Origin of the sequence: Hydrogenophaga sp. (genome assembly GCF_030651625.1) — a bacterium.
GTDB lineage: Bacteria > Pseudomonadota > Gammaproteobacteria > Burkholderiales > Burkholderiaceae_C > Hydrogenophaga.
The window spans coordinates 69,992-94,470 of sequence record NZ_JAUSCF010000012.1; the positions used below are offsets into that span (position 1 = coordinate 69,992).

A 24,479-nucleotide genomic window follows, 5' to 3' on the forward strand; every position below is an offset into this window, starting at 1 on the left:
CGCACTGCGCGCAGAAATCTCTGCTCTGGAGCAGGAGCTCGAGCGGATCAAGACAGAACTGGCTGCCGTGAAAGGATCCACGATCTGGCGAGCGTCTGCCGTGATCAGAGCCCCTGCCATGTGGATCCTCGGGCTCCGGCATGGGTGGCGGCTTCTGCCAGGCGAGGTTGCCAGAAGGGGCGGCTGGTATCCACAGGCTTGCGAATGGTGGCGCGAGTTTCGCGCCTATGGCTGGGGCTACTTTCGGCACCTCGCAAATTACGAGAACAATCCTGGCCCCGGTTCGGGCGCAAACGACCGCAACGACTATGCGGCATGGTTCGAACAGCGTCGCAAGCACGCACCAACAGACTCGCCCCCCTCTTTTGATCGTGCAGGCCCCTTGCTGTCGGTGGTGCTTCCGGTGTACCGCCCGCCTCTTCATTTGCTCAAAGAAGCAATAGATTCTGTGATGTCCCAGTCATATTCCAACTGGGAACTGTGTATCGCCGACGATGCGTCCAACGACGAGAGCCTGACGGCCTACCTGGAAGACCTGCGAAAACAGCACACCAACATTCGCATTCACCTCCGCGAGCGCAATGGCCACATATCCGCTTGTAGCAACTCTGCATTGGCCTTGGCATCGGGGGAATTCATCGTTCTGCTGGATCAGGACGACCTGATACCCCCCCATGCCCTGGAAAGGGTCGTTGCATGCATCCAGGAGCATCCGGATGCAGGCATCATCTTCTCTGATGAGGACCGCATCGACGAGTCAGGCAGCCGGCGGCTGGGGGCATATTTCAAACCCGACTTCAACTACGACCTGTTCATCGGCCACAACCTGATCAGCCATCTGGGGGTCTACAGGCGCAGTCTTGTCACTGATGTGGGAGGATTTCGCGAGGGCCTGGAAGGTTCGCAAGACTGGGATCTTGCGCTGCGCATACTGGAAAAAATCCAACCCTCCCAGGTGGTTCACATTCCTGAGGTGCTGTACCACTGGCGCGCCATACAGGGCAGTACCGCCCTGGCGCAATCGGAAAAAACCTACACATCCACGGCTGCGCGCAAAGCCATGGAAGATCACCTTGAACGCATGGGCGTTGCGGGAGAGGTGCTTGCATCGACATACCTCCCGGCTTTCAACCGGGTCAGGTATGCATGGCGTCCAGAGTCCCGAACGGCCACGATTTTGGTCAGTTTTGACTACCCCGCCGACCAGCTCAGATCCATGCTGACCGACCTGATTGCGTGTGCGGGAGACGTGACCTGCGACATTGTCGTAGCGAGTTCACGCGGCTTGTCCACTGATCAGCTGCAGCCCACCGACGCGCGCGAACCGCTTCGCATTCAAGTGGTTCCTGTGCCCGCCAGTGCTTCACCGGCACAAAGGCTCAACGCGATGATGGCGCATGCCAAGGGCCACTTTGTTGCCATTCTCACCATGCCGCTGATCAAAGCCAGCGAAGCCTGGCTGGAGGAACTGGCCCGCATCGCAGGCCAACCCAGAGTGGGCTTTGCGGCACCTCGAGTTGTCGATGGAGCCGGACTCAAGGACATTTTTGATCACGGCGGCATCCTCTTCACCGATGACATGCGCGCTGTGCATGCCCACAAGGGCTTGTTCACCTACATGACGGGCTACGCCGGCCGTGCAATCCTCCAACAATCGTTCACGGCGGTTTCACCCGCGTTGGTCGTTGCCCGGCGTGAACTGCTGAGCGGACCGGCTCCCTTCGGCACCGCCTTTGGCGGGCGGCTCGACCTGGTCGACAAATCCCTGGCGCTTCATCACCAGGGCCTTGCCAACGTCTGGACGCCCGAGGTGGAGATACGCTTCAACGACCTGCGGTTTGCCGGCCGCGCAAACTTACTGACCGAGCTGGGCCCATTTGGCACCCGCCGCCGAGCCTGGGAAGCCAAGTGGACTCGTCGACTGCCCGACCCCGCCTACAACCGCAACCTGTCCCCCGACGGAGACTTCTCCCTGAATTGGCGTCTTCAATGACCGAAGTACCAGCCCATTTGGGTGCGCCCTTTGCCGAACCCCGTGTGTGCGCCATCGTGGTGACCTACCAACCGGAGCTTCCGGTGCTCACCCCGCTGCTGGAGCAACTGGACGCCGCAGGCTGCGACTTCATCGTCATCGACAACGGCTCCTCAAACTCAGGCGAGATTCAGGCGGTTCTGAACGGCAAATTGCACGCACTGGGCTTCATCGAGAATGGGCGCAACATTGGACAGGCCGCAGCGCTGAATGTGGCTCTGGACAAGGTAAAGATCCATGGGCACGAGCTGGCCTTGTTGTTTGACCAGGACAGCAGCATTGGCCCTGATTTCGTGAGTCGCATGCTGCGCGCATGGGGTGAAGCGCAACGGGTGAAGCCTGACCACGTCGCCGCCATTGGCCCCCGTCTGGTGGAGCCCCGTTCCGGGCGAAGAATGCCCTTCAGGACCTTTCATCGTCTGCTGGAAAAGAAGGAAACGCGCGTGCGCGCCGATGCAGACCTGATCGAAACCGCCTTTCTCATCACTTCAGGTTCGCTCATTTCAATGGTTGCACTTGGTCGCATCGGTGCCATGCGCAGCGACTACTTTATTGACAACGTCGATCTTGAATGGTGCTTCCGTGCCCGTGCCAGCGGCTTCGAGCTTTATGGCACAGATCACGCCACCCTGCAGCACCGCATAGGAGAAGACAGCAGCAATCCGCTGGTCCGCCACGGCATCGTGGTACAGCACAGTGCGCTGCGCTACTACTACTCCACCCGCAACCGTCTTCATCTGCACCAACAGCCCTACACCCCAACGGTATGGCGCATCAAGGACACCACCCGCTTTGTCCTCAAGTCTCTGTATCTTCTGGCGGTTTCTCGGGAAAGAAAAGCATTCTGGCTAAGTCTGCGGCGGGCGCTGCGCGATGTAAAGCAACTCACATGACGATTCAGGCCCGCCTTACCCCCCACCCCACGCAGGTCAATGCGCGCATCGTCGTCTTGTTGCCCCTGTATAACGGTGCGAAGTTCCTGCGTCCGCAGCTGGACTCCATCCTGGCGCAGAGTTTCGAAAACACCCTCATTCTGTGCCGTGACGACGGGTCTCGCGATGACTCACCCCAGATCGTCGCAGAGTACGCCAGTCTCCACCCCGAAAGATTTGTCCTGTTGCAGGACTCCCTCGGCAACCTTGGGGCAAGAGGCAGCTTTTCTTGTCTGATGGAAGCAGCCCTGCGTTTGACGGAAAACGCCGCTCAGACCGGCCTCATCAGCTACTTTGCCCTGGCTGACCAAGACGACATCTGGCACCCGCAAAAACTCGCGCGTCTTTTGGATGAGATGCTGTCGCTCGAAACGAATCACACATCTGAGCCGGCGCTGGTCCACGGTGACCTTCGGGTCGTTGATGAGAACGGTCGCGAAATTGCGCCATCCATGGCTTCGTACCAGGGATTGCGCCCGGAGCTCGACAGCCTGGCTGCCCAGCTCATCAGCAATACGGTCACGGGTTGCACCGCCCTGATGAACCGGGCATTGCTGGAGCTCAGCACCCCGGTGCCACCCGCAGCGATCATGCACGACTGGTGGATATCGCTCGTGGCCAGTGCCTTTGGACGCCGGGTGTATCTGGAAGAGACCCTGGCGGACTATCGCCAACACGGCAACAACACCATTGGTGCCAAAGAATGGACGCAGCGCCATCGCTACCAAATGAAGCCCGGTCTGGCCTCGTTACCCAAGAACATCTATCACGTCATGCGCGTGCTGGTGATCATGTCCCAGCGAATGTTCGACGACGAGCACAATGAAGCGTTCCAGAACACCGCCCGCCAGGCGAAGGCATTCAAGGACTATTTTGGGCATCGGCTGCCGCTGGGTGGGCGCATCACGGTCCGATTCGCCTGCGGGATGGGCATTCATTTTCCTCCGCTGCAGCGCCTGCTCTTCAAGACATTGCGGCACCTATGAGCCTCTGCCTCTCAGTCGTCAGCCACGGTCAAGCCGGCCTGGCCAACCTGTTGCTGGACGACTTGAACCATGCCACGCATCCGCAGCAACTTGTGCTTACAAAGAATATCCCTGAACAAGAGGCCTTTCTGACCGGCGGCTTGCCGGTCAAGCACATCACCAATGCCCATCCATTGGGTTTTGGTGCCAATCACAATCAGGCGTTCCGCTACTGCGAAGAAGAGTTCTTCTGCGTTGCCAATCCAGACATTCGCCTGACACAGGATCCGTTTCCGACCTTGATCAGCTGCATGCACGAGGATCCCAGCATCGGCGTGATCGCGCCCCGGGTGATCAACCCCAGCGGACAAGCAGAAGACAGCGCCCGGCAATTTCCGGCACCTGCCGGGCTGCTGCGCAAGGCACTTGGCGGTCATGATGGCCGTATGCCACTTGTGCCAGGGCCGCAGAACAAACCCATACCGGTGGACTGGAATGCAGGCATGTTCCTTGTGTTCCGGGCATCCGCATTTCGCTCTGTGGGAGGCTTCGATGATAAATTCCACCTCTACTACGAAGATGTGGACATTTGCGCACGCCTCTGGAAGACAGGCTGGAAAGTCGCGGTGAGCCCGAGCGCAGTGGTTGTACATGCCGCACAACGAGCCAGCCGCCGAAAGCCTCGCTACATGGCATGGCATGCCGCCAGCATGGTCCGTTTTTTTGCCAAACACCTCTGGCGGCTGCCTCACACCACGGTAGATCGTGGTTAGTAGACCCAACCCCATTCTTCGCATTGAGGCGGGGCATCTTTGCCCTACACCCTACAGGAGTTCTTGATGATTTTCGTGACCGGAGCCGCTGGCTTCATTGGCGCCAACTTCGTGCTCGACTGGCTCGCCCAGAACAACGAGCCAGTCGTCAACCTCGACAAGCTGACCTACGCAGGCAACCTGCAAAGCCTGGAGAGCCTGCAAGGCGATGCCCGCCACGTGTTCGTGCACGGCGACATTGGTGACCGCACGCTGGTTGACGCGCTACTGGCGGAACACCAGCCACGCGCCATCGTCAATTTTGCAGCCGAAAGCCATGTGGACCGATCCATCCATGGGCCCGAAGACTTCATCCAGACCAACGTGGTCGGCACCTTTCACCTGTTGGAAGCGGTGCGGGCCTACTGGGGCGGCCTGGAGGGTGCAGCCAAGACCGATTTCCGCTTTCTGCACGTGTCCACCGACGAGGTCTACGGCACACTGGGTGCGGGGGATGCCCCCTTCACGGAAACCACGGCCTACGAACCCAACAGCCCCTATTCGGCCAGCAAAGCCGCCAGCGACCACCTGGTGCGCGCCTACCACCACACCTACGGCCTGCCGGTGCTGACCACCAACTGTTCCAACAACTACGGCCCGTACCACTTCCCCGAAAAGCTCATTCCGCTGATGATCGTCAACGCTCTGGCTGGCAAGCCGCTGCCGGTGTATGGCGACGGCATGCAGATCCGGGACTGGCTGTACGTGAAAGACCACTGCAGCGCCATCCGCCGGGTGCTTGAAGCCGGTCGCATCGGTGAAACCTACAACGTGGGTGGCTGGAACGAAAAGCCCAACATTGAGATCGTCAACACCGTGTGTGCGCTGCTCGACGAACTGAGCCCCCGTGCCGATGGCAAGCCCTACGCCAGCCAGATCACCTACGTCAAGGACCGTCCCGGGCACGACCGCCGTTACGCGATCGACGCCAACAAGATCCACCAGGAACTCGGCTGGAAGCCCGCCGAAACCTTCGAGACCGGCATCCGCAAAACCGTGCAGTGGTACCTTGATAACACTGCCTGGGTCGCGGCGGTGCAAAGCGGCGACTACCGCAACTGGATCGGCAAGCAGTACGGGGCCACCGCATGAACATCCTGTTGACGGGCAAGAACGGCCAGGTGGGGTTCGAGCTGCAGCGCGCGCTGGCGCCGCTGGGCACGGTGCATGCGGTTGGCTCGGCAGACTGTGATCTGTCTGACGCGAATGCCTTGCGTGCCCTTATCCAGTCTGTCAAACCACAATTGATCGTCAACCCGGCGGCCTACACGGCGGTCGACCGTGCAGAGTCCGAGAAGGAGAAAGCCAGGGCGGTGAACACGGTGGCGCCAGGCGTCATGGGCGAAGAGGCCGAGAGTCTGGGCGCGGCCGTGATCCACTTTTCAACCGACTACGTGTTTGATGGCAACCAGGCCACGCCGTACAAGGAATCCGATGCGGTGGGTCCGCAATCGGTATACGGGCAGACCAAGCTCGATGGCGAACGCGCGCTGGCCCAGGCCACACCGCACCATGTGATCCTGCGCACCAGCTGGGTGGTGGGCGCACATGGCGGCAATTTTGCCAAGACCATGCTCAGGCTGGCAGCTGAGCGAGACGAGCTCAAGGTGGTGGCCGATCAGTTCGGCGCGCCCACCTCCGCCGCCCTGCTGGCCGACGTGACCGCGCACCTTGCGCGCCAGCTCCAGCGCGAAGGCACCAACGCATTCCCCTTCGGCACCTACCACCTGGCGGCCGGTGGCGAAACATCGTGGCACGAATACGCCCGGTTCGTGATTGGCGAAGCGGTCAAGGCGGGCAAAGCGATCAAGGCCACACCCGAACGGGTGCTGCCGATCCCGGCATCGGCATACCCCACGCCAGCCAAGCGCCCCCAAAACTCGCGTATGGACACTTCGCTCTTCCAGAGCACCTTTGGCCTGCAACTGCCTCACTGGCAGCAAGGCGTGAGCCACATCCTTCAACAAATCCTGTGAAGACCCCCATGCAAAGAAAAGGCATCATCCTGGCGGGCGGTTCCGGCACCCGTTTGTACCCCGTCACGCAAGCAGTGAGCAAGCAGCTGATGCCGGTGTACGACAAACCCATGGTGTACTACCCGCTCAGCACCCTGATGCTGGCCGGTATCCGCGACATCCTCATCATTTCAACACCGCAAGACACCCCGCGCTTTACTGATCTGCTGGGCGACGGCAGCCAGTGGGGCCTGAACATCCAGTACGCCGTGCAGCCCAGCCCGGACGGGCTGGCCCAAGCCTTCATCATCGGTGAATCGTTCATCGGCAACAGCCCCTCTTCGCTGGTGCTGGGCGACAACATCTTCTACGGACACGACTTCGCCGAGCTGCTGCGCAGTGCCAGCGAACGCCCCGATGGCGCCACCGTGTTCGCCTACCACGTGCACGACCCCGAGCGCTACGGCGTGGCCGAGTTTGATCCCAGCGGCAAAGTGCTCAGCCTGGAAGAAAAGCCCGCGCAGCCCAAAAGCAACTTCGCGGTCACCGGCCTGTACTTCTACGATAACCAGGTCGTGGAGATGGCCAAGCACCTGAAGCCTTCGCCCCGAGGCGAACTGGAGATCACCGACCTCAACCGCCTCTACCTGGACAAGAACGAACTGCACGTGGAACTGATGGGCCGCGGCTACGCCTGGCTGGACACCGGCACGCACGACAGCCTGCTGGAAGCCGGCCAGTTCATCGCGACCCTGGAAAAGCGCCAGGGCCTGAAGGTGGCCTGCCCAGAAGAAATCGCCTACCGCGCCCGCTGGATCAGCGCCGAGCAATTGGCAGGCCTGGCCAAGCCACTGGCCAAAAATGGCTACGGACAGTATCTGCTGCAAATCCTCAAAGAAGCCCAAGTCTGATCATCATGAACGCCACTCCGCTTGCCATTCCAGAAGTCATCCTGTTTGAACCCAAAGTCTTTGGCGACGACCGGGGCTTCTTTTTCGAGAGCTTCAACCAGGCCCGCTTTGAAGAAGCCGTGGGCCATGCAGTGAGCTTCGTGCAGGACAACCACTCCAAGTCCACCAAAGGCGTGCTGCGCGGCCTGCATTACCAGATTCAGCAACCGCAAGGCAAGCTGGTGCGGGTGGCTCAAGGCGAAGTGTTCGACGTGGCGGTGGACATCCGACGCTCGTCGCCCACGTTCGGAAAATGGGTGGGCGCGCTGCTAAGCGCCGAGAACAAGCACCAGCTGTGGGTGCCCGAAGGCTTCGCCCATGGCTTTGTGGTACTGAGCGAGACCGCAGAGTTTCTCTACAAGACGACCAATTACTACGCCCCGGCATTTGAGCGCAGCATTAAATGGAACGACCTGGACATCGGCATCGACTGGCCGATCGACCAGGCCCCACTTCTTTCGGCTAAGGATCAGGCCGGCGCAACACTGGCCGCCGGAGAGGTGTTTGCTTGAACCCTCACCTCCAGCCGAGCGTGTCGCCTCTGGGGTTGGCAAGAAGCATCTGGTCGAACCGGGCATTAATCGCCTCGCTAACGAAGAGGGAGATTTCGGGGCGCTACAAGGGATCCATTTTTGGTGTCTTCTGGTCTCTCCTGAGCCCCTTGCTCATGCTCACGGTTTTCACCTTCGTTTTCGGCGAGATATTCCAGGCCCGCTGGGCAGGTGCCCAGGTCGCAGGTCGCCTTGATTTCGCTGCGGCGCTTTTTGCTGGCTTGCTGATCTACAACTTCTTTTCGGAATGCCTGGCGAAGGCGCCACAGCTCATCCTGAGCAACCCAAACTACGTCAAGAAGGTCATCTTCCCGCTGGAAGTCCTTGCCATCGTCGCCGTCAACGCGGCGCTGTTTCATCTGGCCGTCGCCTGCCTGGTCCTGACGGTGCTGGTGTTTTTTTCTGGCTGGACACTCGGCGCTGGCATCCTGTGCGTGCCGCTCATCCTGATACCCCTGGTTCTGCTCGTCCTGGGTCTCACCTGGTTCGTCTCGGCGCTGGGCGTCTATCTGCGCGACGTCTCCCAGATCATTGCTCCAGCGCTCACGGCCATGCTGTTTCTGAGCCCGGTGTTCTACCCGCTGTCTTCCGTACCGGCAAAAATGGAATGGTTGTTCATGGCCAACCCCGTCACCTTCATCATCGAGCAGGTGCGCGCCGTGATGCTGCACCAACAATCACCCAACCTGGCGGGCTTGACGCTCTATGGGCTGATCGGGCTGGCTTCGGCGTGGCTGGGTTTCATGTTTTTCCAGAAGACCCGCAGAGGATTCTCCGATGTCCTCTGATACCGCGATCAAGGTCCAGAACCTGAGCAAGTGCTACCTGATCTACGACCACCCCAAGGATCGGCTGAAACAGTACGCATTTCCGAGACTCAGGAGGCTCGCAGGACTCGAGCCCAGAAAGTACTACCGCGAGTTCTGGGCATTGAACGACGTCTCCTTTGAAATACCCAAGGGGGAAACCGTCGGCATCATTGGCCGCAATGGCAGTGGAAAATCCACGTTGCTGCAGATGATCTGCGGCACATTGAGCCCCACGTCCGGGGAAGTGAATACACAAGGGCGTGTTGCCGCCCTGCTCGAACTGGGATCAGGATTCAACCCGGAGTTCAGCGGCCTTGAAAACATCTACATGAATGCGGCCGTGCTCGGGATGAGTGAAGACGAGACCACCGCGAAGCTCGATGAGATCATCGCATTTGCCGACATCGGCGACCACCTGAACCAGCCCACCAAGACCTATTCCAGCGGGATGGCCGTGCGACTGGCGTTTGCGGTGCAGGCACTGTCCGATCCCGACATCCTGGTGGTCGACGAGGCACTTGCGGTCGGCGACATCAAATTCCAGGCCAAGTGCTTCGAACGACTCAAGCAACTCAAGAACCGTGGCACCAGCATCCTGCTGGTCACGCATTCGAGCGAGCAGATCGTCACGCATTGCACCCGCGCCATCCTGATCGAACAAGGAAAAATCCACGAAGCTGGATCGCCAAAGCACGTCGTCAACGTCTACCATGAGGTGATCTTTGGAAGGAAAGCAAGCCCTACGATCTCAGCGGAACCCGATCCAGCGCTCGACCCTGGTCAGGTAGCGCAGACCGAGTTGAGTCTGAACGAAGACACATTTTCGTCACATCCCGGATACAACCCTCACGAATTCCGGTGGGGTGACGGCAAGGCCAAGATTCTCGACTACACACTGGCGGCGGGTTCAAAAAGCTATCCAGAACACGTGGACACAAGCAGCGCCGTTGTGCTGAAGGTGGCGATACGGTTTCTGCAGGACATCGTTGAACCCATTCTTGGCATCACCATCAAGACCCATGAAGGGGTGGCGGTCTACGGCACCAACTCCGAAAAGCAGGATACCCACGCCTTTACCGCGTCTGGCACCGCGGGCCAGGTGGCTGTTGTCGAGTCCCGCTTCATCTGCCACCTCGCGCCAGGCAACTACTTCATCTCCATCGGCGTTGCGAGCCGGGAAAAGGATGAAGTGGTTCCCCATGACCGCCGCTATGACGCCATCCATTTCCAAGTCAATCCTCATTCGAACTTCTATGGGCTGGCGAACCTGAACATGGAATTGAGCGCATCCGAACCAAGAGCATGAATTCATCTCTTGCAGCTCACTATCAACTCGACATGGAGAGACACGTCTGGTCCCAACCCGCCATGACGGCACTTCCCATAAGGCTCGAAATCTCACTCGGTCACGATGCATATGATCAATGAACTTATCAAATCCGGCTTCGAAAAGGCGTCCGGAGAGAATGCCGTCTGGGAACGGCCGGACTACAACTCCATCCCATATAGTGATGGCGACGATGTGGAGTCGCGACTTGCCCTGGCTGTCCAAAGCAGCCAAGACGTGAGTTTGCATTCGGAAGAGTTGTCGCGTCACTGCATCGATTGGCCCTCGCGCTATCACCTGTCACCCACCAGGGCAAATCTCATGCGCCCGCTGAAGGAAATCCTGGCAGGCCGCATACTGGAAATTGGCGCAGGCTGTGGAGCAATCACAAGGTATCTAGGCGAACTGGGGGTGGAGGTCGTCGCGCTGGAGGGAAGCAAGCGCCGAGCGCAAATTGCAAGAAGCAGAACACGGGACCTGAAGAATGTTGAGGTTGTGGCTTCACGTTTTCAAGATTTCACCATCGGAATCCAATTCGATGTCATCACCCTGATCGGTGTCTTGGAGTATGCCAGCATCTTTGCCGCCGGCCCCAACGCCGCTCAAGCCATGATTCGGCAGATATCGAAGCTGCTGAAACCAGGTGGCGCATTGGTGATCGCTATCGAGAACAGATTGGGACTCAAATACCTTGCCGGAGCATATGAAGACCATGTATGGAAGCCGATGTTTGGCATCGAGGACAAGTATGTTGACAACGGTCCTCGCACGTATGGAAAAGAAGAGCTGACGCAGCTGCTTCACTCAGCAGGATTTCCCAAAACGGATTTCCTCTATCCGTTCCCTGACTACAAAATGCCATTGGCGATCCTCGAAGACGCGGCCTTTCACACTGCAGAATTCAACACTGCGGCCTTGATCACGCAGACCGTCGATTCTGACGAGAATCTTCCGGAGGCCATGGCGTTCTCACAACGGCTGGCCTGGCCGATGATCATCCGAAACCAACTGGCACCCGACCTATCCAACTCCTTCTTGGTTGTTGCGCGTGAAAATGGTTCTGTCCGGAAGAATAACCGCGCAATCGCACACTACTACAGCACCGGCAGGAGGAATCACTTCAAAAAAGAAGCATCGTTCCTGAAAACAGCTGGCAGCCAGGTGCAAATCGAGTATGAAAAAATCTGTCCCGATGCGCCATCGCCAGCCGGAGGGCCGTTGACACACGTCTTTCCTACTACCGTTGAGTACACCAGTGGAACATCGCTCTTGGCATTGTTTGAAGGCGTACTTTCAAAAGACAACTGGACCGTAAAGGACGCAGGAAGGATCGTTCGCCTCTACGCGGACGCTGTGGATCGTTTTTCACACGAACTGGGTTGCCCCCGCAGTGACGACGTCATTGCATCCAGCTTGTATGACGCAACACCCGAGAACATCATTCTGGCTGCCGACGGGAAACCGGTGCTGATAGACCAAGAGTGGATTTATAACGCCCCTCTCACGAGGAAATTTCTGCTTTTCCGGGGACTTTTATGGATGACCGGAAAAATTTCGCAGTTCGCCGCGTGCGAGGATGATCCGAATCTGACACGCAAGCAATTCATCACCCAACTCCTGGCGTTGCTGGATTATCCCATCGATGATGAGTCGATAAAAAGCTACTTAGAAATAGAGCGAAACATCTCCATTCTCGTGAACTCCCGAGATTTCAAAGAGATCGATTATTGGCTGATGATGCCACTGTATAGGCAGCATCCATTGCAAAGGACAACAGAGCTTATTGACCAAGTGAAGCACCTGAGTTCCGCCTACACCTTAAAGGCCGAGTATGCAGAAATATTGGAAGCGCGAAATGTGACGATGAAGGAACAATTGGAGAACCTTCAAATGTTCGTCGATAAAAATGATATGGAAACCAAAACCCTTAGATCGTTGATCGCCGCGCACAAACAAACCATAAAAAGCTTGTCCGAAAGAAAAGTTGAAGTTCCAAAAGAGTCCATTATGAGCAATGCCGCCGATCTTTCCACACCAAACTTGCAAGATCCGCCTCAAGTCGTTTCGGAGAATGACAGCGCCAGGCACAAGTATGAGTACTCGTTCGACATCAATGGAAAAATTGCCCCGGCACGGGTTGCCAGGGTGGTCGGTACAGGCCGAGATGTGCTGGAAGTTGGATCGGGCCCCGGTTCCATTACGAGGGTATTGACCGAGGTCGGAAAGAATTCGGTTACGGCATTGGAAATCGACCCAGAAGCCATAGAAAAAGTCAGGCCACACTGCAAGCAGGTGCTTAGCTGCGACCTGAATCAGGCCGACTGGCACGAAATTTTGGCCGGGAATGAATTTGACATTGTGCTAGCTGCAGACGTGCTTGAACATCTCTACGATCCGCTGCAGGCCCTGAAATCGATGGTGACACTGTTGAACGGAAGCGGGCGAATCGTTCTATCGCTGCCGCATGCAAGTCACTTGGGAATAGGTTGTTGCCTCCTGTCTAACAACTTCCGATATGGAGAGTGGGGCTTGCTCGACAAAACTCATATCCGGTTTTTTTCGCTGCAGAATATCCACAATCTCATAGAAGCGGCCGGACTCAAAATAATCCATGCCGAATTCGTCATTACACCGCCCTCCAATATGGAGTTCGCGGATCTATGGAATGCCATGGACAGCAACAAGCAAAAAGCATTGTTGAGCAATCCATTCTCACTTGTCTATCAGGTTGTGTTAAAGGCCGCACCCATCGACGCCGAAGAACCAGCCATCAGCCTCTTCGATATCCCTGTGGAAGGATGGAAAGACCCATACGCCCCACCCGAATACGTTCGAGGCTACAAATGGAACAGTCGCATGGGGAAAACCATCCGCTTTCCAGGCAGAGTGCTGAGAACGCTCTCCAGACTATTTCCATGACCCAGAACAGCGCTGCCATGAAACTGTCATGATCGAACGGTGAAAGAATTGATATCTTTCCCCATCTACAGACAGCCCATATGCTGGCATGAACAACACATATCAAGACGCTCAAATGAATGACGCCTCAGAGCCAGTCAACAATGAAGTAAAGTTGATTGCATTCTTTCTCCCGCAATTCCATCCAACCAGAGAAAATGATCTCTGGTGGGGAAAGGGTTTCACAGAATGGACCAATGTAACAAAATCAAAACCGCTGTTCAGTGGCCATTACCAGCCTCATTTACCCACCGACCTAGGCTTCTACGATCTTCGTCTCAAAGAGACAAGGCTTGAGCAGATTGCCCTGGCCAAACAATATGGCTTACATGGATTCTGCTATCACTACTATTGGTTTTCCGGCACACGAATCCTGAATCAACCTGTCGATGCCATGTTGGCTGACAGAGATCATGACATGCCATTTTGCCTGTGCTGGGCCAATGAAAACTGGACAAGGCAATGGGATGCAGCTGAACACGAAATTCTCATTGCCCAAAAGTATGCACCAACCGATGATCTTGATTTCATCAAGAGCATTGTCCCCTTCTTCAAGGACGAGCGATACATACGGCAGGACGGAAAGCCTATCCTGATTGTTTATCGGCCACAGCACTTGCCTGACAGCTTCAAAAGCATTGAAATCTGGAGAAATCATTGCAGAGAAGTCGGTATTGGTGAAATCCACGTATGCTGCGCATTATCCCACGGCAACCTCAGCCACACGGCCTACGGATTTGACAGCGGGGTTGAGTTTCCACCTCACAATCTTGAAGGTATTTCAGGCTTGGTGCCCAAGCAGGACCTTCAGGTGTCCTCGGGGTTTGAAGGCACTGTGGTGCAGTATGAAGCCATTGCAGGGCTTTTCCTCAATCGGAGCTACCGCGATCCCAACATCTATAGGTGTGTGTTCCCTTCTTGGGACAATACCGCACGAAGAGGGCGAAGGGCTTTTGTGGTATTGAATGGAACACCAGAGAACTACGAATATTGGCTGAATGAAACCATAAAAAAAACCCGCAGCGAGCATCCCGGCGAACAGCGATTCGTGTTCATCAACGCATGGAACGAATGGGCCGAGGGTTGCCATCTGGAGCCCGACCGCGTCTATGGACGAAAGTTCCTGGAAGCCACGCAGCGGGCGATCTCGGGAGCCTCTTGCATTGATTCGATCCGGCACGATTCGCTGCCACAGCAACAAGAACAGTTCTTTCTTCACCGTCTCATGGGAGAGTCTGGTCTTGATTGGGCCGCCAACGTCTCGACCGACGCGTTGACCGAGCACCTTCCTTATATTTCATGCCATGTTTCAATTCAGCGACCTCAGTCGATAGCCATCGCCGGCATGAGATGGCCGGACCTGCCACCGACCATAGCGCGAGCTCTCGAAAAGGCCGGAAGCAAAGACTACAAGATATGGGCATCGTTCAATCAGGGAGGCGAAGATCTCTCAGCATCGCTGCCTGAAGAAGTTGCAGCGCATTTTTCGATGGTCAGCGCCGATGTAACGGCATTCTTGTCCTCGCTCGAAGACCAGGCATGTGATCTGGTTATCATCAACTGCTCTGAGCTGACCCAGCCACTGCAGAACATCTTGGCGTTAGCCAGGAAAAAGCTGACGCACAGCGGAGTCATCATGCTGCACGGTGTTTCTGTGGAGAGCAATGTGGCAAGCACGCACTGGCGCGACTTGAAGTCCGAGTTTCCCTCCTACACCTTTCTCAACTCTGCAGGGTTGGGAGTTCTGCTTGCCGGGGATAGTGTCGATCCATTTTTCCTCGAGTTGAATGATGCGGACACGGCCAACGAACGCTGGGCGCTGACCGAGTCCTTCTTCAAGATCATGGGTTCTCGGCTGTCGGCTATGAGTCGGGAGCACAGCATCGCAAATACCGTTGCCATGCAACATCACATGATGCACAAGCTGGAAGAGAGAATACAGGACGAACTACAGGTACTGAAAAGCACGCTGAGCTGGAGAATCACCAAGCCGCTCAGATGGATACGAAAAAAACTAACAAAGTCACAGAAATAAATCATTCACTCCAGGCAAACGTCGGTTCTGTCCTCATAGCTGGGCGGATTCAAGTTCGAAGTGCAATACCCTGGGTTTCATGGGCGGAATCAATAATCAAGTGCAACACCCAACCGGCAAGGTACCGCGATGGGAAAGCAAGGTGGCGATCAGCTCACGCCCGAGGTCGCCCAAGGGCTGGGCGTAGATGCAGTTGTAAATGGTCTCAGTTGACACGCGGTGCCCATGGCCTTTGCGGTGGATGTGGGCCAGTGTCAGTAGCACCTCTGGTCCAACAGGCTCATCTCGTCCAAGAACTTGCTTTGGGCATCCTGTCGGACTTACGATCGAATCCCCGACAACAGGGATACGTTGGCGTGCATCGCCACCCTGGTGTTGGCAGCCTCACGTTCAACGTGACAGTCCACATGCGCGTGATCATGGCGCCGACAACCTACACTCCTGCTTGGTCAACCTCTGGACCATGTGCGACCAGCAGTTGTGCTCACACTGTTTCGGTTAGCCTACCGCTTCAACGCTATGACTTATGCTGGATTGCATAGCTTTGCCAGTCAGACAAATCATCAAGTTTTGCATAGCTCATTACAGGCTAAAGGTCTTTGGCTTGCTTATGGCCCGACGCAAGAACTCACTATTGAACTTTCAAATTCCTACAGCGTTTTTCAGTGATTCTCTAGAAATTTTGTCTATCTGAAACACTCCCATGGCATGACCAACCACATCCCCTCGGCACAGTCCCTCATGCATGCACTGTCTTTGCTTGAGATCAAAATAGCCAAATTGGAGCAGCAATCTTTTGAACAAGAAAAAGAACTGCATGCCTGTGAAGTGCTAGCTCAAGCACTTCGCGCGGAAATTGATATCCTCCGTGAACAGAATCTGGCAGCCTTGAGTGAGATCGAGAACCGTGGAATTCGGTTACTTGCAATGCAAAGGAGTTACGAAAACTCTATGAGTTGGCGCGTCACCAAGCCGCTGCGGTGGATGAGCATACGCCTCCGACGCCCCGAGGCCATTGTTGCTATTCAAACAGAGAACTACCAGCAAATCCTACCTGGCTCACCTTTGTCCCAACATGACGTTGCGCAAGACTCAAGCGTCTCAGAAGGTCCGACCGCCCAGAATTCTGAGGGAGTGCACATACAGGGCGCGATCATCGATAGACATGACTATGCAGAATGGATCTCTCGGTTTGACTACGTGTCATCCGAACAGCTGACTCCACTTACAGATGATGTATCAGAAGTTTGTAGCCGCCTACGGGTGTCGATGCTCTCGGTGTTTGCTGCCCCGCATTTCGTCACGGCAGACATGCGTGGGATGCAGGCTGTTCGAGACAGCTTGACAAGGCAACACCATGCAAACTGGGAATGGATTATTGTTTGCGGACCAGCAGCATTTGAGGGTTTAAAGAATTGGCTAGCAAGTGAAGATCGCATTCGATTGATTATTTCTGAGGATAGTCTAACGGTGCCAGGAAACGCCTTGAATGCCGCCCTTGAGCACGCCAGCGGCGAGTGGGTGGCCTGGGTTGACGCCAGGGTTCAGCTGCGAGCGCATGCCTTACAGACTGCGGTAAAACACCTGCAGGCGCATCCAGAGGCACACGTCCTGTTCGCGGACGAGGACCAAAAGGATGAACAAGGCCAACGAAGCTCTCCCTCATTTCGATGTGAAGCCAATTTGGACCTGCTGCTGTCGCTTGACTACCTGGGTCAACTCGTCCTCTTCAAGCTGGAGGATCTCATTGACATCACTGGCTGGAATGGGACATTGCGCGCAGGACATCGACACGATCTGCTGCTCCGGTTGAGCGAACGCTGGGAGGCGCCTTCGCTGGCCATTGCCCATGTGCCTCACATCCTGAGCCATCGACTTCCAAAGCCTGCAAAGCCAGACCAAAGCGCTGAAATTCTGCTTCCTTGCTGCATAGATGCCGAAGGTGTGCCGCCAGATGATCGTGAATCCGTGCCAGCTATCGTGCAGGCGCACTTGTCCCGTAGGGGTTTTAAGTGCGAAGCCCTGCCCCATCCCACCCTGCCCGGTGCGTGCCGAGTGCGCTTCACTCTCCCAGAGCCTCCCCCAAGGGTCGGTATCGTCATTCCCACGCGCGACAACGTGGGCGTACTGTCGGTCTGCCTGGAATCCCTGCTTCAGCAAAGCACCTACCCGGACCTTCGCGTGATGGTGGTGGACAACGGCAGCGTCAAACCCGAAACGCTGGCCTATCTGGAAGCCATGGACGACCCGCGGGTGCAGGTGCTCAGGGACGACGCACCGTTCAATTTCTCGCGGCTGATCAACCTGGGCGCACAGGCCGTTGAAGGTGAAATCCTGTGCTTGCTGAACAACGACATGCAGATCACCCAGCCAGACTGGCTGGAAGAGATGGTGGGCTGGGCCTTGCAGGATGGTGTGGCAGCCGTAGGCGCTCGCCTGTGGTACGGCGAGGGCACCTTGCAGCACGGCGGCATTGTGCTGGGCATTCAGGGGGTGGCCGGGCATGCACACAAGCACTTGGCCAAGGGTGAGCCAGGCTACCTGAACCGTGCCGTGCTGCACCAGACCATGAGCGCGGTCACCGGGGCCTGCATGGTGGTGCGCCGCGCGGTATTTGACGAAGTGGGCGGTTTTGACGAGGCGCTGGCTGTGGCCTACAACGACGTCGACTTCTGCCTGCGGGCTCGCCGCGCTGGCTACCGCAACGTCTGGACCCCGCATGCAGAGATGATTCACCACGAATCGGTTTCGCGTGGCTTTGAAGATTCACCCGAAAAACAGGCGCGCTTTCAACGCGAAGCGGCCCTGATGCGGGAGCGCTGGGCCGACTGGCTGGACCACGACCCTGCTTACAATCCCAACCTGACGCTGGAATATGAAGACTTCGGGTTGGCATGGCCGCCCAGGGCTTCAGTCGTTTGATCCGTTTGCACATTCGGTGCGCGAGCAACCGATAGGGGACCGGTCGTCTCCAGACCCTTTCGTCGTTCCCTGCGATAGCCATCACTTGATTTCATGAAACTCATCATCCAGATCCCGTGCTTCAACGAAGCGGGCACGCTTGCCATTGCACTGTCGGCCCTGCCGCGCGAAGTCCCGGGTTTCGACAAGGTGGAATGGCTCATCATTGACGACGGCTGCACCGACAACACGGTGGAAGTGGCCAAGGCCAACGGGGTGGACCATGTGGTGCGCCACACCCGCAACCAGGGTCTGGCACGTGGATTCATGAACGGCTTGCAGGCCTGTCTGGAGCAAGGAGCAGACGTCATCGTCAACACCGATGCAGACAACCAGTACAACGCAGACGACATTCCGCTGCTGACCCAGCCCATTCTCGAGCGCCGGGCCGACATCGTGGTGGGTGCACGGCCCATCCAGACCATTGAGCATTTCAGCCCCATCAAAAAGCTGCTGCAGAAACTGGGCAGCTGGGTGGTGCGCGTGGCCAGCAAGACCGACATCCCGGACGCACCCAGCGGCTTCCGTGCCATCAGCCGTGCTGCGGCCCGCCGGCTGGTGGTGTTCAGCGACTACACCTACACGCTGGAAACCATCATCCAGGCGGGCCAGAAGAACATGGCCATCACGTCGGTGCCCATTCGGGTCAATGGCGATCTTCGCCCTTCGCGGCTGGTCAAAAGCATACCGTCGTACATCCAGCGCAGCATCGTCACCATCATCCGGGTCTTCGTGATTTACCGGCCGTTCAGGTTCTTCGGCACCATCGGGGTCACGCTGTTTGGCATCGGCTTTCTCATTGGCCTGCGCTTTCTTTACAAGTGGCTCACGAGCGAATTCGGCTATGACGGGCACATCCAGAGCCTGATTCTGGCCAGCTCGCTGATGATCATTGGCTTTCACACCATCCTGGTAGCCTTTGTGGCAGACCTGCTTTCAGCGAACCGCAAGCTGCTGGAAGAAGTGCGTGCACTCACCTTGGAAAGCCGGGATCAGCCCCGCTGACCCCCCCACCAAGGCCATGCCAGTTGCATCTGATCTCCATACACGCAGCGTCAGCACCCCGGTAGCGCCGCCAGCGTTGGTCCGCGCGGGCGCAGAGCGTCAGCAGTGGATCGACTCAGCCAAGGGACTGGGCATCCTGTTGATCTTCTTCGGGCACGTGTACTCCACCGTCACGCCTTCGGCGCTGTACGTGTACATCTACGCCTTCCACGTTCCCCTGTTCTTCTTCATCTCTGGCCTCACGCTCAGGCCTGCTGCAGGGCCGCTGGGCGGTGTGGTGCAGAAGAAGCTGCGTACGCTGATCGTGCCCTACTTCTGGTACGCCTTCCTGGGGTACGTGTTCTATGTGGCGGGCTACCTATTGGCGCAGCACCAGGGTCTGCAAGTGCCCCAGTTCGACTACGGCCTGTGGCAGCCACTGACGGGCATCTTCATTGGCACCATTGGCATGGGCCGCATCATCAACGGCCCGGTCTGGTTCGTGATGGCCCTGTTCTGGACCTTTATGCTGGGCTACCTCGTCAACACCTACATTCGCCGCCCGGCAGGCCAGTGGGTGGCCATCTTGCTGCTGACGGGTCTGGGGCTGGCATTGGCAGGTCACGTGACGCTGCCGTTCAGTGGAGTGGCCGCGCTGACTGCGCTGATCTTCTTTCAGGCCGGCTATCGGTTTCAGACCGAACGCCTCCTGCAAGCCATGAGCCAGTCCACCCGTTGGTGGCTGCTGGCAGCGCTCTTCGTGATCGGCCTGTTCAGCCAGGTCAATGGCTTCATCGGTTTTGGCGAAGGCATTCTTGGCAACCCTCTGTGGTTCATGCTGTTTGCCTTCAGCGGCACGTTGATGGTGGTGCTGCTGGTGAACGTGGCTGATCCGTGGTGTGGCTGGCTGGCATTCATTGGTCGCTACAGCCTGTCCATCATGCTGATCCACATGCTGATCATCAAGTCGGTCAAGGTGGTCATGAGCGGCATCCTGGGCGTGTCCATTCAGTTGATCGACAACGATGTCGGGTTGGGCCTGATCGTGCTGGGCGTCTCGGCTCTTTGCTTGGTGCCAGCGGTGTTCGTGATGGAGCGGTATCTGCCTTTCACGCTTGGCAAGAGCACACCGGCACGCGCACAGGCCCTGCCGCGCCCATGATCGCGGTCACCGGCGCCAACGGCTTCGTGGGGGCCGCCGTGGTTGCGGCACTCGCGCACCATGGTCATGCCGTGCGGCCACTGGTACGGCACGCTACCGGAACCGCCGTGCCCGTGGGCAGCATCGGCCCAGAAACCGACTGGTCCCATGCCCTGCAGGGCGTGACTTGCGTGATTCACTGCGCCGCCCGGGTGCATGTGATGAAGGAAACGCAGGCCGATGCCCTCGCGGCGTTCCGCCGTGTCAACGCCGAAGGCACCCGCCGCCTGGCCGAGCAGGCCGCACAGGCCGGCGTGCGGCGAATGGTGCTGGTGAGCTCGATCAAGGTGAACGGTGAAGCAACGCTGTCTGGCGCGCCCTACCGGGCGTCAGACCTGCCCGCCCCCCAGGACGCCTATGGTCAATCGAAATGGGAGGCGGAACAGGCGCTGTGGGCCGTGTGCCGTACCACCAGCATGCAGGGCGTGGTGGTGCGCCCGCCCCTGGTTTATGGCCCAGGCGTGCGCGCCAACCTCGCGCGTCTGGTGCGTCTGGTGGCCAGGGGCTTGCCGCTGCCGCTGGGCTGCGTGCGCAATCAACGCTCCATGGTGGCGCTGGACAACCTGAGCGATCTGCTGGTGCGTTGCACGGACCATCCTGCGGCCTCAGGCCACACCTTCCTGGTGTCGGACGGTGAAGACCTGTCCACGCCAGACCTGATCCGCCAGATGGCATGGGCGCTCGGCCAGCCGGCCAGGCTTTTGCCGGTACCAGTGCCCCTGCTGCGGCTGGCCGCATGGCTGACCGGGCAGCGAGCCGAAGTGGCGCGGCTGGTGGGCTCGCTGCAGATAGACCTGGGGCCGACCCGCGAAACGCTGGGCTGGATACCCCCGGTAAGCGTGAAGGAAGGCCTGCAGAAGATGGTGAAGGGAAGCGTTCAATGAAGCGCCTGTTCGACCTGTTGGCGGCGCTGCTGGCCAGCCTGGTCCTGCTGATACCGCTGGCGGTGCTGGCCGTGCTGGTGCGCGCCACCTCCAAGGGCCCGGCGCTCTACTGGAGCGACCGCGTGGGCCAGCACAACCGCATCTTCAAGATGCCCAAGTTCCGCACCATGCGGGTGGACACGCCCGCCGTTGCGACTCACTTGCTGCAAGATCCAGACACCTATCTGACACCGATCGGCCCCTTCCTGCGCAAGAGCAGTCTGGACGAACTGCCGCAGCTCTGGAGCATTCTCAAGGGCGACATGAGTCTGGTGGGGCCCCGCCCGGCGCTGTTCAATCAGGACGACCTGATCGCGCTGCGAACCCAGCACGGCGTACACGAGTTGGTTCCAGGGCTCACCGGCTGGGCCCAGATCAATGGTCGTGACGAACTGCCCATACCGGTGAAGGTAAAGCTGGATGTGGAGTATTTGCAGCGCCGCTCCATGGCGTTGGATCTCAAAATACTGGTTCGTACTGCCTTGAGTGTTCTGCGGCGCGACGGCATCGCGCATTGAGGCGCGCCTGCGATCGGTCAAATGCATCTGCCACCAACGTGTGGCGCACCTTATGCGAGCGGCCAGCATTCAAGGCATCAGCAAGCGACGAGGGTCCACCGTGACCACCCACGGCGCCAAGCGTCAGGCACCAGCCCGTGACGTGGTCAAGCGCCGCCCCCATGTTAGAGGCCAGAACCATGAACCAGTTGTGGATGGCCGGCGTGACTCAAGTCACCGCCATCTCAATTTTTCCTGGAAATCGAATAAATAATATCGCTCGGCATGACCAATGTGAACGGAAAAATGATCGCAATGATTAAGCACATCAGCAATCGAACCGGCAGGGCATGTTCTTTGGTGTAAGAAATGCGGGTAAACAAGCCTTTAAGCCGAATACTAGCAAGCCGACCCCTCCCCACTTCTTCGAAACCATTGGCATGAAGAAGCAATTGAATATTCGCAGCACTAAAGTAATGCAAGTGAGGCGATGGAAGGCCTTTTTGCCAAAGACGCTCAAAAAAACTTTTAATATGCAATCTCATCAACAGACGAGCTATTCTGTAAAAAAACCCTGAACTGCTGGGGAGATTTAAAACAAGTACTCCATTTGGTGTGAGATGCTCTTTGCACCCGTTTAGGGTTGCGATCATGTCTGGTATATGCTCAAAAACGTCATTAAAAACAATGACATCAAACCGCTCTGCCTCGCCCAGCACATCCGGAAAATAACCCTGCCTCACTGACAATTCGCGTTGTGTTGTCACCTTGAAAATATTCAGATCAGGCTCTATTCCAACCGCATCGAACCCTTGTTTTTTCGCAGCCTCCAAAAACCAGCCGTGAGCACAGCCAACATCTAGAAGTCGCCCAGTCCTGGGACCACTTTGAACGATCACCTCCAATAACCGATTGAAATTCTCGACCCGTAACGCTTGCAACCCCGTTGCACGAGAAGTTTCATCTATTTTTTCATGCGCCAAGACTTCATTAATGGCCGGTTGAAACCGAGCCATTTCATATCCGCAGCCGTCACATTCAAAATGCCAGATTGCAAGCCCAGCGCGCATCGAACAATTACACACAGGGCAGAATTTACTATGCATAGATTTACTTCACCTACCTGACAACAGACACCAATACACCCAGCGCAATAATGCCTGCTCCAACATATGTATTCCAGCTGAGTGACTCGCCTAGCAGAAAGTGCGCAAGCGTAGGAACTATAAAGAAAGCCAACGCAGCAAATGGGTACGCAACACGCAAATGCACACCCTTAAGGGCAATGATCCAGAGTATCGTAGCAACAAAATAAACAACGAAGGCGGCTACCAATTTAACACTTACAAGCGAAGGCAGAATTTCAGAAGGCGTCAATACGACATCTTCAGACGCCAACTTGAATAAAATTTGTCCTATAGACAAAAGGACAACAGTGAACAAGATGAGCAAAAATTGAAGCAAAGTCATTTTAGAGTTCCTTATCGACTTCAACACGCGCGACCGAGTCCGATTTGTAACGCCTCGGGGCCTTCAGACTTCTGTGAATTGGACGTATTGGCACCGATGATACATCGTAACCAATAAATCCCAACAACAATTGAATTCCACCGAGAATGGGCAGTGCTGACAACATCACCGTTCCGGCTGAAGTGGGAAGACCTACCTGCGCTGAATGCATCCAATGATAAAAACCATACAAAGAGCCAAAGCCAAGTAAAAGCAGGCCAACAGGCAGCTCTATTGACGCAAGCGACATATCACGAAGATAGTAATTGTAAAAAATCCGTTTGAAAAAATTGCGCACATGCTTCACAAAAAACTCCCAGATTATTCTGGATATCTTAAGATTGCTGACTTCGGAACCGTATTTTGCATGCATTGGCACATCAACCACGACCGCACGGAGTGTATTTAACCTGAAAAGGAGGTCCGTTTCAAAAAAATACCGCCTGCTAATCTTATTAAAGGGGAGATGATGAGCGACGTCAGCATGAATGGCCGTATAGCCGTTTGTCGGATCAAAAATGTTCCAATAACCGGAAGAAAGCTTACTCATAAGCGAAAGCATTGCGTTACCGAAGATACGCGATCTCGGCATTGAATGCACCTTCTCCAGATCAAAAAAACGATTGCCTTTTGTATAGTCGGCGTCGCCTTCAGCAATTGGGTTCACAAAATACATGATCAATGCTGGGTCCATTTGCCCATCACTATCGATTTTGACCAGTATTTCCATCCCGTCTTCAATGGCCGCTTGGTATCCGGTCATCACGGCACCGCCAACCCCCTGGTTTTCTTCATGCCTGATCACGGAGACGCGATGATCCATACAATTGGTGACGACATAATCGCCGGAGTTGTCAGGACAGCAATCGTCAACAACGTATATTCGGGAAACTTCAGGCCCAATCTGATCGATCACATCCATAATGTGATTTCGGGCTTTGTATGTTGGAATAATGACCGCAATTGATTGCATTACTTTTATCTGCTAAGTTGTGCATGCCAAGCCGTATGCAAGGGCAACCATCCTGAATCAAGTTTACTCAGGACGACTCATGCGACGCACCGGGTCTGAAAGACA

At 56.6% G+C, this 24,479-nt stretch carries 20 protein-coding genes; 17 read left to right on the forward strand and 3 right to left on the reverse strand.

Features of this window, described 5'->3' with window-relative positions:
- Nucleotides 1-118: 118 nt before the first annotated feature.
- The 17 genes from Q7V46_RS05010 to Q7V46_RS05090 all read left to right on the forward strand — a co-directional run bounded on the left by Q7V46_RS05010 (nt 119) and on the right by Q7V46_RS05090 (nt 21,913).
- Nucleotides 119-1,993 (forward strand): glycosyltransferase, encoded by a 1,875-nt coding sequence (locus tag Q7V46_RS05010; protein WP_304912501.1) that lies wholly within the window; start codon nt 119-121, stop codon nt 1,991-1,993.
- Nucleotides 1,990-2,925, forward strand: a complete 936-nt coding sequence (locus Q7V46_RS05015) for a glycosyltransferase family 2 protein (RefSeq protein ID WP_304912416.1) — start codon at nt 1,990-1,992, stop codon at nt 2,923-2,925. Before Q7V46_RS05010 ends, Q7V46_RS05015 begins: the two co-directional genes overlap by 4 nt.
- Nucleotides 2,922-3,950 (forward strand): glycosyltransferase family 2 protein, encoded by a 1,029-nt coding sequence (locus tag Q7V46_RS05020; RefSeq protein ID WP_304912502.1) that lies wholly within the window; start codon nt 2,922-2,924, stop codon nt 3,948-3,950. Before Q7V46_RS05015 ends, Q7V46_RS05020 begins: the two co-directional genes overlap by 4 nt.
- Nucleotides 3,951-4,012: 62 nt before the next feature.
- Entirely contained in the window at nt 4,013-4,702 is a 690-nt protein-coding gene (locus tag Q7V46_RS05025; RefSeq protein WP_304912417.1) for a glycosyltransferase family 2 protein, read from the forward strand.
- A gap of 66 nt (nt 4,703-4,768) precedes the next feature.
- A complete protein-coding gene (gene rfbB / locus Q7V46_RS05030) occupies nt 4,769-5,833 on the forward strand; it encodes a dTDP-glucose 4,6-dehydratase (protein ID WP_304912418.1) in 1,065 nt (354 codons plus the stop codon).
- On the forward strand, nt 5,830-6,717 hold the full coding sequence (rfbD, locus tag Q7V46_RS05035; RefSeq protein WP_304912419.1) for a dTDP-4-dehydrorhamnose reductase: 888 nt from the start codon (nt 5,830-5,832) through the stop codon (nt 6,715-6,717). The genes rfbB and rfbD overlap by 4 nt, the downstream gene beginning before the upstream one ends.
- 8 nt (nt 6,718-6,725) lie before the next feature.
- Nucleotides 6,726-7,607 (forward strand): glucose-1-phosphate thymidylyltransferase RfbA, encoded by an 882-nt coding sequence (gene rfbA / locus Q7V46_RS05040; protein WP_304912420.1) that lies wholly within the window; start codon nt 6,726-6,728, stop codon nt 7,605-7,607.
- 5 nt (nt 7,608-7,612) lie between these two features.
- On the forward strand, nt 7,613-8,158 hold the full coding sequence (gene rfbC, locus Q7V46_RS05045) for a dTDP-4-dehydrorhamnose 3,5-epimerase (protein ID WP_304912421.1): 546 nt from the start codon (nt 7,613-7,615) through the stop codon (nt 8,156-8,158).
- Nucleotides 8,159-8,178: 20 nt separating this feature from the next.
- A complete protein-coding gene (locus Q7V46_RS05050; RefSeq protein ID WP_304912503.1) occupies nt 8,179-8,985 on the forward strand; it encodes an ABC transporter permease in 807 nt (268 codons plus the stop codon).
- Nucleotides 8,975-10,312, forward strand: a complete 1,338-nt coding sequence (locus Q7V46_RS05055; protein ID WP_304912422.1) for an ABC transporter ATP-binding protein — start codon at nt 8,975-8,977, stop codon at nt 10,310-10,312. Before Q7V46_RS05050 ends, Q7V46_RS05055 begins: the two co-directional genes overlap by 11 nt.
- Nucleotides 10,313-10,423: 111 nt before the next feature.
- Nucleotides 10,424-13,252, forward strand: coding sequence for a methyltransferase domain-containing protein (locus Q7V46_RS05060; RefSeq protein WP_304912423.1), 2,829 nt, complete (start codon nt 10,424-10,426; stop codon nt 13,250-13,252).
- An 88-nt stretch (nt 13,253-13,340) separates the two neighbouring features.
- Nucleotides 13,341-15,326, forward strand: coding sequence for a glycoside hydrolase family 99-like domain-containing protein (locus Q7V46_RS05065; protein WP_304912424.1), 1,986 nt, complete (start codon nt 13,341-13,343; stop codon nt 15,324-15,326).
- Nucleotides 15,327-16,034: 708 nt separating this feature from the next.
- Complete coding sequence (locus tag Q7V46_RS05070; protein ID WP_304912425.1) at nt 16,035-18,248, forward strand: glycosyltransferase family 2 protein; 2,214 nt, start codon at nt 16,035-16,037, stop codon at nt 18,246-18,248.
- 93 nt (nt 18,249-18,341) lie between these two features.
- A complete protein-coding gene (locus tag Q7V46_RS05075; protein WP_304912426.1) occupies nt 18,342-19,292 on the forward strand; it encodes a glycosyltransferase family 2 protein in 951 nt (316 codons plus the stop codon).
- A gap of 16 nt (nt 19,293-19,308) precedes the next feature.
- Nucleotides 19,309-20,433 (forward strand): acyltransferase family protein, encoded by a 1,125-nt coding sequence (locus Q7V46_RS05080; RefSeq protein ID WP_304912427.1) that lies wholly within the window; start codon nt 19,309-19,311, stop codon nt 20,431-20,433.
- On the forward strand, nt 20,430-21,356 hold the full coding sequence (locus Q7V46_RS05085) for an SDR family oxidoreductase (protein ID WP_304912428.1): 927 nt from the start codon (nt 20,430-20,432) through the stop codon (nt 21,354-21,356). Before Q7V46_RS05080 ends, Q7V46_RS05085 begins: the two co-directional genes overlap by 4 nt.
- Complete coding sequence (locus tag Q7V46_RS05090; protein ID WP_304912429.1) at nt 21,353-21,913, forward strand: sugar transferase; 561 nt, start codon at nt 21,353-21,355, stop codon at nt 21,911-21,913. The genes Q7V46_RS05085 and Q7V46_RS05090 overlap by 4 nt, the downstream gene beginning before the upstream one ends.
- A 224-nt stretch (nt 21,914-22,137) precedes the next feature.
- On the opposite strand, the gene Q7V46_RS05095 is transcribed toward Q7V46_RS05090, so the two are convergent.
- The 3 genes from Q7V46_RS05095 to Q7V46_RS05105 are packed head-to-tail and all read right to left on the reverse strand — an operon-like array spanning nt 22,138 to nt 24,374.
- Nucleotides 22,138-22,998, reverse strand: a complete 861-nt coding sequence (locus tag Q7V46_RS05095; protein ID WP_304912430.1) for a bifunctional 2-polyprenyl-6-hydroxyphenol methylase/3-demethylubiquinol 3-O-methyltransferase UbiG — start codon at nt 22,996-22,998, stop codon at nt 22,138-22,140.
- Between the two features lie 13 nt (nt 22,999-23,011).
- Nucleotides 23,012-23,362, reverse strand: coding sequence for a hypothetical protein (locus Q7V46_RS05100; RefSeq protein ID WP_304912431.1), 351 nt, complete (start codon nt 23,360-23,362; stop codon nt 23,012-23,014).
- A gap of 1 nt (nt 23,363) precedes the next feature.
- On the reverse strand, nt 23,364-24,374 hold the full coding sequence (locus tag Q7V46_RS05105; RefSeq protein WP_304912432.1) for a glycosyltransferase family 2 protein: 1,011 nt from the start codon (nt 24,372-24,374) through the stop codon (nt 23,364-23,366).
- Between the last annotated feature and the right edge of the window lie 105 nt (nt 24,375-24,479).

What these genes read in the sequence shown, in the direction of transcription:
- Q7V46_RS05055 (WP_304912422.1), top strand. Translation starts at nt 8,975, where the DNA reads ATGTCCTCTGATACCGCGATCAAGGTCCAGAACCTGAGCAAGTGCTAC.
- Q7V46_RS05075 (WP_304912426.1), top strand. Translation starts at nt 18,342, where the DNA reads ATGAAACTCATCATCCAGATCCCGTGCTTCAACGAAGCGGGCACGCTT.
- Q7V46_RS05020 (WP_304912502.1), top strand. Translation starts at nt 2,922, where the DNA reads ATGACGATTCAGGCCCGCCTTACCCCCCACCCCACGCAGGTCAATGCG.
- rfbA (WP_304912420.1), top strand. Translation starts at nt 6,726, where the DNA reads ATGCAAAGAAAAGGCATCATCCTGGCGGGCGGTTCCGGCACCCGTTTG.
- Q7V46_RS05100 (WP_304912431.1), bottom strand. Translation starts at nt 23,362, where the DNA reads ATGACTTTGCTTCAATTTTTGCTCATCTTGTTCACTGTTGTCCTTTTG.
- rfbB (WP_304912418.1), top strand. Translation starts at nt 4,769, where the DNA reads ATGATTTTCGTGACCGGAGCCGCTGGCTTCATTGGCGCCAACTTCGTG.
- Q7V46_RS05095 (WP_304912430.1), bottom strand. Translation starts at nt 22,998, where the DNA reads ATGCATAGTAAATTCTGCCCTGTGTGTAATTGTTCGATGCGCGCTGGG.
- Q7V46_RS05015 (WP_304912416.1), top strand. Translation starts at nt 1,990, where the DNA reads ATGACCGAAGTACCAGCCCATTTGGGTGCGCCCTTTGCCGAACCCCGT.
- Q7V46_RS05065 (WP_304912424.1), top strand. Translation starts at nt 13,341, where the DNA reads ATGAACAACACATATCAAGACGCTCAAATGAATGACGCCTCAGAGCCA.
- rfbC (WP_304912421.1), top strand. Translation starts at nt 7,613, where the DNA reads ATGAACGCCACTCCGCTTGCCATTCCAGAAGTCATCCTGTTTGAACCC.
- rfbD (WP_304912419.1), top strand. Translation starts at nt 5,830, where the DNA reads ATGAACATCCTGTTGACGGGCAAGAACGGCCAGGTGGGGTTCGAGCTG.
- Q7V46_RS05060 (WP_304912423.1), top strand. Translation starts at nt 10,424, where the DNA reads ATGATCAATGAACTTATCAAATCCGGCTTCGAAAAGGCGTCCGGAGAG.
- Q7V46_RS05105 (WP_304912432.1), bottom strand. Translation starts at nt 24,374, where the DNA reads ATGCAATCAATTGCGGTCATTATTCCAACATACAAAGCCCGAAATCAC.
- Q7V46_RS05070 (WP_304912425.1), top strand. Translation starts at nt 16,035, where the DNA reads ATGACCAACCACATCCCCTCGGCACAGTCCCTCATGCATGCACTGTCT.
- Q7V46_RS05080 (WP_304912427.1), top strand. Translation starts at nt 19,309, where the DNA reads ATGCCAGTTGCATCTGATCTCCATACACGCAGCGTCAGCACCCCGGTA.
- Q7V46_RS05010 (WP_304912501.1), top strand. Translation starts at nt 119, where the DNA reads ATGTGGATCCTCGGGCTCCGGCATGGGTGGCGGCTTCTGCCAGGCGAG.
- Q7V46_RS05085 (WP_304912428.1), top strand. Translation starts at nt 20,430, where the DNA reads ATGATCGCGGTCACCGGCGCCAACGGCTTCGTGGGGGCCGCCGTGGTT.
- Q7V46_RS05090 (WP_304912429.1), top strand. Translation starts at nt 21,353, where the DNA reads ATGAAGCGCCTGTTCGACCTGTTGGCGGCGCTGCTGGCCAGCCTGGTC.